We start from the raw sequence: 15,044 nt of genomic DNA, 5'->3' as shown, positions 1-15,044 counted from the left end.
GGGTCGGTGTCATGACAGGCCGAGTTCGTTGTCGATGAGGTCGAAGAGTTCGTCGTCGCTGGCGCCGTCCATCCGGTCCTCGATGGAGGCGGTGGCCGTGCCGTCGCCGTCGGCCGGGTTGGCGGCCGGGTCGAGGCGGCGCAGGAACTCCCGGAGCCGGTCGGCGAGCCGTTCGCGGTCGGCCGGGTCGTCGGGGACGCCGTCGAGGGCGTCCGCCAGGCGGTCCAGTTCGGCCAGGCCGGGGAGCGGGCCGGGTCCGGCGTCGGGGAGCAGTTCGGCGGCGAGGAGTGCGGCGATCGCGGCCGGGGTGGGGTGGTCGAAGAGCAGCGTGGCCGGCAGCGGGTGGCCGGTGGCGGCGCGCAGCCGGTTGCGCAGTTCCACGGCGGTCAGCGAGTCGAAGCCGACCTCCAGCAGGCCGCGTCCGGGCTCGACCGCGGCCGGGCCGCTGTGGCCGAGCACCAGGGCGGCGTGCGAGCGGACCAGGTCGAGCAGGACCCGGCCGCGCTGGGTCTCGTTGAGGGAGCCGAGGCGCTGCTTCAGGGCCTCGGGCCCGTCGGGGCCGGTGCCGGCCGCGGGGCCCGCGGTGCCGCGCCGGGCGGCGGGGCGCACCAGGCCGCGCAGCAGGGCGGGGACGCCGCCGGTGCCGGCCTGGGCGCGGACGGCCGCGGTGTCGAGCCGCAGCGGGAGGACGACCGGCTCGTCGAGGGTGCCGGCCGTGTCGAAGAGCGCCAGTCCCTGGGCCGGGTCGAAGGCGACGATCCCGCCCCGGGCGATCCGTCGCAGGTCGGCCTCGGTGAGTCCGCCGGTCATCCCGGTGCTGTTGGCCCACAGGCCCCAGGCGAGGGAGCGGCCGGGCAGCCCGTCGGCGCGGCGCCGGTGGGCCAGGGCGTCGAGGAAGGCGTTGGCGGCGGCGTAGTTGCCCTGGCCCATGCCGCCGAAGATGCCGGCGATGGACGAGAACAGGACGAACTCGGTCAGCTCCAGGCCGGCGGTGAGTTCGTGCAGGTTGATCGCCGCGTCCACCTTGGGGCGCAGGACCTGGTCCAGCTGTTCGGGCGTCATGGTGGCGACGACGCCGTCGGCCAGGACGCCCGCGGCGTGCACCACCCCGGTCAGCGGGTGCGCGGGGGGCAGGGCGGCCAGCAGGGCCGCGAGGGCGTCGCGGTCGGCGGCGTCGCAGGCGGCGATCTCGGCGTGCGCGCCGAGGGCGGCGAGTTCGGCGAGGAGTTCCGCCGCGCCGTCGGCGGCGGGGCCGCTGCGGCTGGTCAGCAGCAGGTGCCGGACGCCGTGTTCGGCAGCCAGGTGGCGGGCGACGTGGGCGCCGATGGCGCCGGTGCCGCCGGTGATCAGGACGGTTCCTTCGCCGTCCCAGCCGGGGGTGCGCCCGGTGGCGGCCAGCGGTACCCGGGCCAGCCGGGCGACGTGGACGGCTCCGGCCCGGATCGCGAGCTGGGGTTCCCCGGACGCGAGGGCTTCGGCGAGCAGGGCGGGCGGGGTCTCCGGGTCGTCCAGGTCCAGCAGGACGAAGCGGTCGGGGTTCTCGGTCTGCGCCGAGCGGACCAGACCCCAGAGCGCGGCCGGCGCCGGGTCGGGGACGTCGTCGCCGGTCACCGCGACGGCGCCCGAGGTGACCAGGACCAGCTTGGCGCCGGCCAGCCGCTCCTCGGCCAGCCAGTCGCGCAGCAGGGCGAGGAGCGTGCCGAGTCCGTCGTGGACCGCGTCGCGGAGGGCGCCGGCCGGGGCGGGCGGGCAGGCGGCCAGCACCAGCCGGGGCGCCGGGGTGCCCGCGTCGAGCAGTGCGGACAGCGCGGCGAGGTCGGCGACCGGGCGGCCGGGGAGCGTGGGCGTCCCGGTGCCGAGCACGGTCCAGGACTCCGGGTCGAGGGCGGTGCCCGCGGCGCGCTCGGGCAGGGCCTGCCACTCGGGGCGGAACAGTTCCTCGTGGTGTCCGGCGCGGGTGGCCTTGAAGCGGTCGGGCGAGACGGGCCGCAGGACGAGGGACCGGGCCGAGAGCACCGGCCGGCCGGTGGCGTCGGTCGCCCGTACGGCGACGGCGTCGCGGCCGGTCGGGGTCAGCCGCAGCCGGAGTTCGGCGGCCCCGGAGGCGTGCAGGCGCACCCCGTTCCAGGAGAACGGCAGCCAGCCCTGCGCGGGCCCCTCCAGGACGTCGAACACCAGTGAGTGCAGGGCGGCGTCCAGCAGGGCCGGGTGCAGGCCGAACGCGGCGGCGTCCGGCCGCTGCTCCTGCGGCAGGCTCGCGAGGGCGTACACCTCGTCGCCGAGCCGCCAGGCCGCGCGCAGGCCCTGGAACGCGGGGCCGTAGGCGAACCCGCCGCCCGCGAAGCGGTCGTACAGGCCCTCCGTGTCGAGGGGGACGGCTCCGGCCGGCGGCCAGGCCTCGGGATCCGCCGGGTCGGCCGGGTCCGCGGCTCCGGCGGCGCTGAGCAGGCCGCTCGCGTGCCGGGTCCAGGGGGCGTCGGGGCCGTCGTCGGCGGCCCGGGCGTGGACGCTCAGCGGGCGGGTGCCGGCGGCGTCCGGGCTGCCGACGGTGAGCTGGAGTGCGACGGCTCCGCCCGGCGGGAGCACCAGCGGTGCCTCCAGGGTCAGTTCCTCGACCTGGTCGCAGCCGACCTGGTCGCCCGCGCGGACCGCGAGTTCCAGGAACGCGGTGGCGGGGAACAGCACGCCCTCGTAGACGCCGTGGTCGGCCAGCCAGGGGTGGCTGCGGACCGAGAACCTGGCGGTGAAGAGGAAGCCGTCGGAGTCGGCGAGCTCCGTTCCGGCGCCGAGCAGCGGGTGGTCGACCGCCTGCAGTCCGGCCGCGGGCAGTCCGGCCGCGGCCGGGCCGGCCTGCAGCCAGTAGCTGCCGCGCTGGAAGGCGTAGGTCGGCAGGTCGGCGGCCGGGCCGGCCGGGCCGCCGGAATGGACGGCGTGGACGGCGTCCCAGTCCACGGGGACGCCCGTGACGTGCAGCCGGGCCAGGGCGGCCGTCGCCGCGGGCGCTTCGGGCCGGTCCTTGCGCAGCAGGGGCACCAGCACCGGGCTGCCGGTGGCGCCGGTCAGGCAGTCCTGGCCCATCGCGGTGAGCGCGCCGTCGGGTCCGAGTTCGAGGAACGCGGTGACGCCGTCGCGTTCCAGGTGGCGCACGCCGTCCTGGAAGCGGACGGTGCCGCGCACGTGCTGCACCCAGTAGTCCGGCGAGCCGAGCTGCTCGGCGGTGGCCGGCTCGCCCGTCAGGTCGGAGATCACCGGGATGGCGGCCTCCCCCGGGACGATCCGGGCGACGACCTCGCGGAACTCGGCGAGCATCGGCTCCATGAGGGGCGAGTGGAAGGCGTGGGAGACCCGCAGCCGCCGGGTCTTGCGGCCGCGCGCGGCGAGCTGGGCGGCGATCTCGTCCACCACCGCCGCGTCGCCGGAGACCACGGTCGAGGCCGGGCCGTTGACCGCGGCGAGGCCGGCCTGGCCCTCGCGGCCGGCGAGCAGCGGCAGCACCTCCTCCTCCGCGGCGGCGAGGGCGACCATCGCGCCGCCCGCCGGGAGGGCCTGCATCAGCCGTCCCCGCGCGACCACCAGCGCCGCGGCGTCGGGCAGTGTGAACACCCCGGCGACGTGGGCGGCGGCCAGCTCTCCCACGGAGTGGCCGAGCAGCCGGTCGGGGCGCACGCCCCAGTGCTCGACGAGCCGGAACAGGGCGACGCCGAGGGCGAACAGGGCGGGCTGGGCGTACTCGGTGCGGTCCAGCAGGCCGTGGCCGGGGTCGCCGGGGGCCGCGTCGATCACCTCCCGCAGCGGGCGGTCGAGCAGCGGGTCGAGCTCCGCGCAGACCGCGTCGAAGGCGTCGGCGAAGACCGGGAACCGCGCGTACAGTCCGGCGCCCATGCCGGTGCGCTGGCTGCCCTGGCCGGGGAACAGGAAGGCGGTCTTCGCGGCCGGGCCGGTGACCCCGCGCACCAGGTCCGCCGACGGCTCGCCGGCGGCGAGGGCGGCGAGCGCCTGGAGCAGGGCCTGCCGGTCCGTGCCGGTGAGGGCCGCCCGGTGTTCGAAGGCGCTGCGGCGCAGCGCCAGGGAGCGGCCCAGGTCCGCGACGGCGAGGTCCGGGTCCTGCTCGACGTGCCGGAGCAGCCGGGCCGCCTGCTCGCGCAGCGCGTCCGCGCTGCGGCCGGAGAGCAGCCAGGGCAGGGCGGGGGCGGCAGCCGCGTCAGCGGTGGACGCCGGGGCCGGTTCGGTGGGCTGTTCGAGGATGGTGTGGGCGTTGGTGCCGCTGACCCCGAACGAGGACACCGCGGCCCGCCGGGGGCGGCCGGTCTCCGGCCACGGGGTGTCGTCGGTGAGCAGCCGGACCGCGCCGGCCGACCAGTCGACGTGCGGGGTCGGCTCGTCGACGTGCAGGGTGCGCGGCAGTGTCCCGTGCCGCATGGCCTGCACCATCTTGATGATGCCGGCGACTCCGGCGGCGGCCTGGCTGTGCCCGATGTTCGACTTCAGCGACCCGAGCCACAGCGGCTCCCGCTCGCCGCGTTCCCGGCCGTACGTGGCCAGCAGCGCCTGGGCCTCGATCGGGTCGCCGAGCTTGGTGCCGGTGCCGTGCGCCTCCACCGCGTCGACCTCGGCGGCGGTCAGTCCGGCGTCGGCGAGGGCCGCCCGGATGACCCGCTGCTGGGAGGGCCCGTTGGGGGCGGTCAGGCCGTTGCTGGCGCCGTCCTGGTTGACGGCGGAGCCTCGGACGATGGCGAGCACGGGGTGGCCGTTGCGCCGGGCGTCCGAGAGGCGTTCCAGGACGAGCAGTCCGGCGCCCTCGGCCCAGGAGGTGCCGTCGGCGGCGGCGGCGAACGGCTTGCAGCGGCCGTCCTCGGCGAGCACCCGCTGCCGGCTGAACTCCACGAACGCGCCCGGGGTCGACATCACGGTCACGCCGCCGGCCAGCGCCAGCGAGCATTCGCCGGCCCGCAGCGACCGGGCCGCGAGGTGGACCGCGACCAGCGAGGAGGAGCACGCCGTGTCGACGGTCACCGCGGGCCCTTCGAGGCCGAGGCTGTAGGAGATCCGCCCGGACGCCACGCTGCCCGCGCTGCCGATGCCGAGGTAGCCCTCGAATTCCTCGGAGGGCGCGGTGACGCGCGACCCGTAGTCGTGGTGGCTGCAGCCGACGAAGACGCCGCTCGCGCTGCCCTTGAGGGAGAGCGGGTCGATACCGGCCCGCTCGAACGCCTCCCAGGAGAGTTCGAGCAGCAGCCGCTGCTGGGGGTCGATGGTCAGCGCCTCGCGCGGGGAGATCCCGAAGAAGGCCGGGTCGAAGCGGTCCGCGTCGTGCAGGAAGCCGCCCTCCCGCGCGTAGGTGCTGCCGACCCGGTCCGGGTCCGGGTCGTAGAGGCCGTCCAGGTCCCAGCCCCGTCCGGTGGGGAAGCCGGTGATCGCGTCCCCTCCGGACGCGACGAGCTCCCACAGCTCCTCGGGGGTGCTGACCCCGCCGGGGTAGCGGCAGCTCATGCCGACCACGGCGATCGCCTCGTCCTCGGGCACCGCGGCGGCCGCGGGCGGCTGCCCGGCGGCGTCGGGCGCCTCGGTGGCGGGCGCTCCCGGCAGTTCGGCGCGCAGGTGTCCGGCCAGGGTGGTGGCCGTGGGGTAGTCGAAGGCCAGGGTCACCGACAGGCGCAGGCCGGTGGCCGCCGCGAGCCGGTTGCGCAGTTCGACGGCGGTCAGCGAGTCGAAGCCGATGTCCTTGAACGCCTGGTCGGGTCCGACCGCCTCGGGCCCGGGGTGGCCGAGCACGGCGGCGACCTCGCGGCGGACCAGGTCCAGCAGGGCCCGGTCGCGTTCCGCCGGGGGCAGGGCGGCCAGCCGCAGGGCCGGCGGCTCGGCGCCGTCGGCCGTGCCCCGGGCCCCGGCCGCGGCGGCGAGCGCGTCCCGCACCTCGGGCAGGTCCCCGAGGGCGGCGCTGGGCCGGAGCGCGGTGTACGCCCGGGTGAAGCGGTCCCAGGCGAAGTCGGCGACCAGGACGGCCGTGTCGTCGTGGTCGAGGGCCTGGCGCAGCGCGGTGGTGGCGGTGGCGGGGTCCATGGCGGGCAGGCCGTCGCGGATCAGCCGTTCGGCGACCGCTCCGGAGGCGAGGCTCTCGCCGCCCCACAGGCCCCAGGCCACCGAGGTGCCGGGCAGTCCGAGGTCGCGGCGCTGCCGGGCCAGGGCGTCGAGGTAGGCGTTGGCGGCGGCGTAGCTGCCCTGGCCGGTGCCGCCGAGGGTGCCGGCCAGCGAGGAGAACAGCACGAAGGCGGTCAGGTCGAGTCCGCGGGTGAGCGCGTCGAGGTTGCGTGCGCCGTCGAGCTTGGGGCGCAGGACGCCGGCGGCGCGTTCGGGGGTGATCGAGTCGATGACCCCGTCGTCGAGGACGCCCGCGGTGTGCAGGACGGCGCGCAGCGGGCGCTCGGCCGGGATGCCGGCGAGGAGTTCCGCCAGTGCGTCGTGGTCGGCGACGTCGCAGGCCACGGCGGTGGCGTCGGCGCCGAGTCCGCGCAGTTCGGCGAGCAGGGCGTCGGCTCCCGGGGCCTGGGCGCCACGCCGGCTGGTGAGCAGCAGGTGCGCGGTGCCGGTGCGGGCGAGCCAGCGGGCGATCTGGGCGCCGAGGCCGCCGGTGCCGCCGGTGATCAGGACCGTGCCTTCGGGTGTCCAGTCGCGTGCGGGGGCGGTGTCGCCGAGTCCGGCGTGGACGACCCTGCGGGCGTAGAGGCCGGTGGCACGCACCGCCAGCTGGTCCTCGCCGTCGGGGTTGGTCAGGGCTTCGGCGAGCCGGGTCGCGGCCCGGTCGTCGAGCCGTCGTGGCAGGTCGATCAGGCCGGCCCAGCGCTGCGGGTATTCGACGCCGGCGACCCCGCCGAGGCCCCAGGCGAGGGCCTGGAGGGTGCTGTCGATCCGGTCGGAGCGGCCGACCGATACCGCGCCCCGGGTGGCGCTCCAGAGCGGGGCGTCGGTGCCGAGGTCGCCGAGGGCCTGGAGGAGCGCGACGGTCAGGGTGAGGCCGAGGGGGAGCGCCGATCCGTCGCCGTGCGGTTCCTCGTCCAGGGCGAGCAGCGACAGGATTCCGGCGGGCGGCCCGTCGGCGCGGTCGTGGGCGTCGCGGAGCAGTGCGGCGAACCGGGTCCGGTCGGTCGCGTCGGGGCCCGCCTCGACCAGGACGGGGGTGGCGCCGTGTCCGCGCAGGGCGTCCGCGGCGAACGCGACGGCCGGGTCGGCGGCGGCGCCGGCCGGGGCGACGAGGAGCCAGCTGCCGGTGAGCCGGGGCGGCTCGGGTGCGGGCAGGGGCTTCCAGGTGACCCGGTAGCGCCAGCTGTCGGCGGTCCGGTCGTCGGACCTGCCGCGCGCCCACTCGGCGAGGGTGGGCACCAGGGAGGCGAGGGAGGCCCGCAGTTCCCCGTCCTCGACCCGCAGGGTGGTGGCGAGGGCGTCCAGGTCGCCGTGGTCGACGGCCGCCCAGAAGCCGGAGTCGGCCGGGCCGGTGCCGGTCGCGGCGGCAGTGCCGGTCGCGGCGTCGGCGGGGCGGCCGGGGGTGGCCTCCAGCCAGTAGCGCTGCTGCTGGAAGGCGTAGGTGGGCAGGGGCCGCCTGCGCGCACCGGTTCCGGCGAACACCGCGTCCCAGTCCACCGGCAGTCCGCGGACCTGGACCTCGGCGAGCGCGGCGAGGAAGCGGCCGGGGCCGCCCTCGGTGCGGCGCAGGGTGCCGACGACGGCGCCGTCGCCGACCCCGGCGGCCTCGACGGCCTCCTGGATCCAAACGGTCAGCGCGGGGTGGGTGCTGCACTCGACGAAGGTGTGGTGCCCGTCCGCGACGAGCGCGTCGAGCGCCCGGCCGAACTCCACCGGTCGGCGCAGGTTCTCGTACCAGTACGCGGCGTCCAGGCTGAGGGTGTCCACGGGGCCGCCGCTGACCGTCGAGTAGAACGGGACGGCGGAGGTCCGCGGCGCGGTGCCGTCGAGGAGGGCGAGCAGTTCCTCGCGGAGCTCCTCCACCTGGGGCGAGTGTCCGGCGAAGTCCACGCCGGGGACCGGCCAGGCCAGGACGCCCGCCTCGGCGTACTGCTCGCGGAGGCGTTCCAGGGCCGCCGGGTCGCCGGAGACCGTCACCGACGTCGGCCCGTTGACCGCGGCGACGTCGAGTGCCCCGTCGTGGGCGGACAGTGCCTCGCGCACGGCTTCGACCGGCTGCGGCACGAACAGCATGCCGCCGCGTCCGGTCAGGGCCAGCAGGGCCCGGCTGCGCAGGGCGACGATCCGGGCCCCGTCCTCCAGGCTCAGACCACCCGCCACGCAAGCGGCGGCGATCTCGCCCTGGGAGTGGCCGACCACGGCGTCGGGGACGATCCCGTGCGCCCGCCACAGCTCGGCCAGCGACACCATCACCGCCCACAGCACCGGCTGCACCACGTCCACCCGGTCCAGCGGGGGCGCGTCGGGCTCGTCGCGCAGGACGGCGAGCAGCGACCAGTCCAGGTACGGGGCGAGGGCGCGTTCGCAGGCCGCGACGCGGTCGGCGAAGGCCGGGGCGTGGTCGAGCAGTTCCCGGGCCATGCCGGCCCACTGGGATCCCTGGCCGGGGAAGACGAAGACGGTCCTGGCCGACCGGGCGACGGTGCCCCGGACCAGGCCGGGTGCGCGCTCTCCCGCGGCCAGCGCGGCCAGGCCGCCCAGCAGGGTCTCCCGGTCGCCGCCGACGACGGCCGCGCGGTGCTCGAAGGCGGTCCTGGTGGTGGCCAGGGAGTAGCCGACGTCGGCGGACGGCAGCTCCGGCCGCTCCGTCAGGTACGCGTGCAGCCGCTCCGCCTGGTCCTTCACCGCCTCGGCGGTCCGCCCGGACAGCACCCACGGGACGGCGGACGACGAGGGCACGGGCGCGGCGGACGCGGGGTCGGCGGGCACGGGCTCGGCGGACGCGGGCTCGGCAGACGCGGGCTCGGCGGACGCGGGCTCGGCCGACGCGGGCTCGGCGGGCGGCTGTTCGATGACGACGTGGGCGTTGGTGCCGCTCAGGCCGAACGAGGACACTCCGGCGCGGCGCGGCCGGCCGGTCTCCGGCCAGGGGGTGGCCTCGGTCAGCAGGGCGACGGCGCCCGCCGTCCAGTCGACGTTCGGGGTCGGCGCGTCGATGTGCAGGGTGCGCGGCAGTTCGCCGTGCCCCATGGCCAGCACCATCTTGATGATGCCGCCGACGCCGGCGGCGGCCTGGGTGTGCCCGATGTTCGACTTCAGCGACCCGAGCCACACCGGCCGGTCGGCCGGCCGGTCCTGGCCGTAGGTGGCGAGCAGCGCGTCGGCCTCGATCGGATCGCCCAGCCGGGTGCCGGTGCCGTGCGCCTCGACGGCGTCCACGTCGGCGGCCGTCAGCCGGGCGTTCGCCAGCGCGTCGCGGATCACCCGCTGCTGGGCCAGGCCGCTGGGTGCGGTCAGGCCGTTGCTCGCGCCGTCCTGGTTGATCGCGGAGCCGCGCAGCACCGCGAGTACCGGGTGGCCGTTGCGGCGGGCGTCGGAGAGGCGTTCCAGGAGCAGCAGGCCCACGCCCTCGGCCATGCCGAAGCCGTCCGCCGAGGCGGCGAAGGACTTGCAGCGCCCGTCCTCGGCGAGGCCGCGCTGCCGGCTGAAGCCGGTGAACGACAGCGGCGTGCCCATCACCGTGGCGCCGCCCGCCAGGGCCAGCGCGCACTCGCCCGAGCGCAGCGACTGCGCGGCGAGGTGGACCGCCACCAGCGACGAGGAGCAGGCCGTGTCCACGGTCACGGCGGGCCCCTGGAGGCCGAGTTGGTAAGCGACCCGCCCGGACAGGACGCTGGTGGAGATGCCCGCGATGAACAGGCCCTCGAGTTCCTCGGGGATGTCGCGCAGGTTGCCGCCGTAGCCCTGGTAGGAGGCGCCGGCGAAGACGCCGGTCGGGGTGCCGCGCAGGGTGGACGGGTCGATGCCGGCGCGCTCGATCGCCTCCCAGGAGGTTTCGAGCAGCAGGCGCTGCTGCGGGTCCATGGCGAGGGCCTCGCGGGGGGAGATCCCGAAGAACCCGGGGTCGAAGCGGTCCGCGTCCCTGACGAATCCGCCTGCGGCGGCGTAGCTCCGGCCGGGCCGGTCGGGGTCCGCGTCGTACAGCGCGTCGAGGTCCCAGCCCCGGTCGGACGGCAGCCCGGAGACGGCGTCGCGTCCGTCCGCGACCAGGCGCCACAGGTCCTCGGGGGTGCGGACGCCGCCGGGGTAGCGGCAGCTCATGGCGACGATCACGATGGGGTCGTCGTCGGCGGCGGGTGCCGCCGTCGGGGGCTGCCGGACGGTGGCGGGCTCCCCGGCGGCGCCCAGCAGTCCGGTCTCCAGGCGTCCGGCGAGGGCGGTCGCCGACGAGTAGTCGAAGACGACGGTGACCGGGAGCCGCAGGCCGGTGGCGGCGTTCAGCCGGTTGCGCATGTCCACGGCGGTCAGGGAGTCGAAGCCCAGCTCGCGGAAGGCGCGGCCGGGGGCGATCGCGTCCGGCGAGTCGTGGCCGAGGACGGCGGCCGCGTGGGTCCGGACCAGGTCGACCAGCACGCGGGTCCGCTCGGCCGCCGGGAGCGGCGCCAGCCGGTCGCGCAGCGCCGAGGGGGCCGCCCCGGCGCCGGCCTCGCCGGTCTCGGGTTCGGCGGCCAGCGCGGCGCGCACCTCGGGGAGTTCCCCGATCAGCGGGCTTGGGCGGGCCGAGGTGAAGACCGTCGCGAAGCGGTCCCAGTCGATGTCGGCGACCACGACCACCGTCTCGTCGTGGTCCAGGACCTGCTGGAGCCCGGTGATCGCGACCGCGGGCGGCATGAAGAGCACGCCGTGGCCGCGCAGGGTCTCCTCCGCCAGTTCGGCCGCCATCCCGCCGGCCCCGTCCTCGGGGCTCCAGATCCCCCACACCACGGAGGTCGCGGCGAGGCCGCGGCTCCGGCGGTCCTCGGCGAGGCCGTCGAGGTAGGCGTTGGCGGCGGCGTAGGCGCCGTGGACGGCGCTGCCCCACACCCCGGAGATGGAGGAGAACAGCACGAACGCGTCGAGGGTGTCCCGGTCGAAGAGCAGGTCCAGGTTCCGGGCCCCGCCGACCTTGGCGTGCAGGGTGTCGGCGAACTCGTCCGCGTCGGTGTCGGGCAGTGGCACCAGCAGCCCGGCCCCTGCGGCGTGGAAGACGGTGCTCAGCCGGTGGCCGTCCTGTTCGAGGCCGTCCTTCAGGGTGCGCAGGGCGTCCAGGTCGGCGACGTCGCACGAGGCCAGGGTGACCCGGGTGCCGAGCGCGGCCAGTTCCTCGGCGAGCTCCCGCGCACCCGGCGCGTCCGCGCCGCGCCGGCTGACCAGCACCAGGTGCCCGGCTCCCCGCCGGGCCAGCCAGCGCGCGATCTGCGCGCCGATCCCGCCGGTGCCGCCGGTGATCAGCACGGTGCCCCCGGGCCGCCAGCTCCGCCGCGGCGCGGCGTCGCCCAGGGCGGACCGGACCAGCCGCCGGCCGTGGCAGCCGGTGGCCCGGACGGCCACCTGGTCCTCGTCCCGGGCCCGGCCGGCCAGTACCCGGCACAGCCGCTGGGCGGTGTCCGGGTCCAGGACCTCCGGGAGGTCGACCAGACCGCCCCAGCGCTGCGGGAACTCCAGCGCGGCGACCCGACCCAGGCCCCAGAGCAGGTTCTGCGCGGCGCTGACCGCGCTCCCGGTTTCCGTACCCCCGACCGACACCGCGCCCCGGGTCGCCCACCACAGGGGCGCGCCGATCCCGGCGTCGCCGAGGGCCTGCACCAGGGCCAGGTTGAGCGCGGTGCCCAGCGGGACGGCGGGGTGCGCCGGGTGCGGGCGCTCGTCGAGGCCCAGCAGCGACAGCACTCCCGTCACCGGTCCCGGCAGCGTGTCGAGGGCCTCGCGTATCCGGTCGGCCAGCACGGCGCGGTCGGCCGCCGCCTCGGTGATCCGTACGTGGACCACCGAGGCCCCGGCCTGCTCCATGGCGTGGACGGTCGCCTCCGACCGACGCGCCCCGTCCTCGGACTGGCCGTCCGAGGACAGCACCAGCCAGCTGCCGTCCAGTGCGACCGCCGGGCCCTCGGGCAGGGCCCGCCAGGTCACCCGGTAGCGCCAGGAGTCGACCACCGAACGCTCGGTGCGCTCGGTGCGCCAGGTGGCGAGCGCGGGCAGCACCACGTTCAGCGGGTCCTCGGCCGCCACCCCGAGGGCGGTGGTGAACCGGTCCAGGTCACCCCCGCCCAGGGCCTCCCAGAAGTCGTCGCCCGCCGCGGACGGACCGCCCGCCGCGGTGGCGGTGTCCTCCAGCCAGTACGGGCGGCGCTGGAAGGCGTAGGTGGGCAGTGCCACCCGGCCGGGGCGGTGTCCGGCGAACACCCGCTCCCAGTCCGGCAGCAGGCCGCCCACGTGGGCCTCTCCCAGGGACGTCAGGAAGCGGTCCAGGCCGCTCTCCCCGCGCCGCAGCGTGCCCACGACCACGGCCGGGCCCTGCGCGGAGCCGGCGGTGTCGGCCGCGTCGGCGGTCTGCTGGACACCGAAGGTGAGCACGGGGTGAGGGCTGGACTCGACGAAGAACCGGAAGCCCTCCTCCAGCAGCACCTCCGTGGCCTTGCCGAACTCAACGGTCTCCCGCAGGTTCCGGTACCAGTACTCGGTGTCCAGCGACTTCGTGTCCAGCCAACCGCCCGTCACCGTCGAGAAGAACGGCACCTCGCCCGAGGCAGGAGCGATCCCCTCCAGATCGGCCAGCAGACGCTCGCGGATCTCCTCCACATGTGCGGAGTGCGACGCGTAGTCGACCTCGATCAGCCGCGCCCGCACCCCCTCCCCCACAAGCTCATCCACCAGCGCGCCGACCGCGTCCGCATCGCCCGACACCACCGTCGACGACGGACCGTTCACCGCCGCCACCGAAAGCCGGCCCGCGATGCGCTCCCGCACCACGTCCGCCGGCAGCGGCAGCGAAGCCATGCCGCCACGTCCCGCCAGCGCGCGGATCGCCAGGGAACGCAGCGCGACCACCCGCGCCCCGTCCTCCAGACTCAGACCGCCAGCCACGCAGGCAGCGGCGATCTCGCCCTGCGAGTGGCCGACCACCGCGTCCGGAACCACGCCGAACGCACGCCAGACCTCCGCCAGCGACACCATCACCGCCCACAGCACCGGCTGCACCACATCCACCCGCGCCAGCAGCGCCTCGGAACCCAGCGCCTCCGCCAACGACCAGTCCACGTAAGGCGCCAGAGCCCGCTCACACTCCGCCATCCGCCCGGCGAACACCTCCGACCCGGCCAGCAGCTCCACCGCCATCCCGACCCACTGCGAACCCTGACCCGGGAACACCAGCACCGAACGGCCGGAGGACACACCGTCGCCCCGCACCAGGCCCGGCACCGAGCGGTCCTCCACCAGCGCCTTCACGCCGTCGAGCAGCTGATCCGGGTCGGTGCCCACCACGACGGCCCGCCGTTCGAAGGCGGTGCGGGTGAGGGCGAGGGCGCGGCCGGTTTCGGCGGCCCGCAGGGGTCCGGGGGTGGCGCCCAGGTGCGCCAGCAGCCGGGCCGCCTGGGCGCGCAGCGCCTCGTCGGTGCGGCCCGACAGCACCCAGGGCAGCGGGTGCGGGTCGCCGTCGGCCACGGTTTCGGCCGCCGGTTCGGCTTCCTCCGCCGGGGCCTGTTCGAGGATCAGGTGGGCGTTGGTGCCGCTGACTCCGAAGGCGGACACGCCGGCCCGGCGCGGGCGTTCCGTGTCGTCCCAGGCGCGGGCCTCGGAGAGGACTTCCACGGCGCCCGACGACCAGTCCACCATGGGGGTCGGCCGGTCCGCGTGCAGCGTCCTGGGCAGTTCGCCGTGCCCGATCGCCAGCACCATCTTGATGACGCCGCCCACGCCGGCCGCCGCCGAGGTGTGGCCGAGGTTCGACTTCAACGAGCCCAGCCAGAGCGGCCGTTCGGCGGGCCGCCCCTGGCCGTAGGTGGCCAGCAGGGCCTGCGCCTCGATGGGGTCGCCCAAGCGCGTCCCCGTACCGTGCGCCTCCACCACGTCCACCTCGGACGCCGTCAGCCCCGCGTCCGCCAGCGCCGCCCGGATCACCCGCTGCTGCGACGGGCCGCTGGGCGCCGTCAGGCCGTTGCTCGCGCCGTCCTGGTTCGTCGCCGAACCGCGTATCACCGCCAGCACCGGGTGCCCGTTGCGGCGGGCGTCCGACAGCCGCTCCAGCAGCAGAATGCCCGCTCCCTCGGACCAGCCGGTGCCGTCCGCGTCCGCCGAGAACGCCTTGCAGCGGCCGTCGGCCGACAGCGCGCGCTGGCGGCTGAACGCCACGAACGGGTCGGGGGTCGCCATCACCGACACACCGCCGGCCAGGGCGAGCGTGCAGTCGCCCGCCCGCAGTGCGCGGATCGCCAGGTGCAGGGCGACCAGCGAGGAGGAGCAGGCCGTGTCCACGGTCACCGCGGGGCCTTCCAGGCCCAGGGTGTAGGCGATCCGGCCGGAGACCACGCTGCTCGCGGTTCCGGTGTCCAGCAGGCCCTGGACCTCGGGGAGGTGGCGCGAGCCCGCGCCGTAGCCGTTGCCGATGGCCCCGAGGAAGACGCCGGTGCCGGTGCGCCGCAGCGCGCGGGGGTCGATCGCGGCCCGCTCGACCGCCTCCCAGGCGGTCTCCAGGGCCAGCCGCTGCTGCGGGTCCATCGACAGGGCCTCGCGCGGCGAGATGCCGAAGAACTCGGCGTCGAACTCGGCGGCGTCGTGCAGGAAGCCGCCGTTGCGGGTGTAGGAGGTGCCGGGCCGCTCGGGGTCCGGATCGTAGAGGCCCTCCAGGTCCCAGCCGCGGTTGACCGGCCAGGCGGAGATCGCGTCGGCGCCCCGGGCGACCAGGTCCCACAGCAGTTCGGGCGTGTCGGCGCCGCCGGGGTAACGGCAGGCCATGGAAACGATGGCGATCGGTTCGTGGCGGGCCTGCTCGGCCTCGCGCAGCTGCCTCCGGGCGTCACCGAGGTCGGCGGTGGCGCGCCTGAGGTAGTCGAGCAGCTTCTTGTCGTCGGACATCAGTGCCAGCTCTC

At 76.6% G+C, this 15,044-nt stretch carries 1 protein-coding gene; it reads right to left on the bottom strand.

Annotation, left to right across the window (positions count from 1 at the left end; translation table 11 throughout):
* Positions 1–9: 9 nt before the first annotated feature.
* Positions 10–15,030: a type I polyketide synthase gene (locus tag ACIHEI_RS31395; RefSeq protein ID WP_396609106.1), complete on the bottom strand. Its 15,021-nt coding sequence runs from the start codon at positions 15,028–15,030 to the stop codon at positions 10–12.
* Positions 15,031–15,044 lie beyond the last annotated feature (14 nt).

The sequence above is a fragment of the Kitasatospora sp. NPDC051984 genome (genome assembly GCF_044593455.1).
Taxonomy (GTDB): Bacteria; Actinomycetota; Actinomycetes; order Streptomycetales; family Streptomycetaceae; genus Kitasatospora.
The sequence above is the reverse complement of the archived record's forward strand: the minus strand, read 5'-3'. Positions and strand labels throughout refer to the sequence as shown.

What these genes read in the sequence shown, in the direction of transcription:
- ACIHEI_RS31395 (WP_396609106.1), bottom strand. Translation starts at nt 15,030, where the DNA reads ATGTCCGACGACAAGAAGCTGCTCGACTACCTCAGGCGCGCCACCGCC.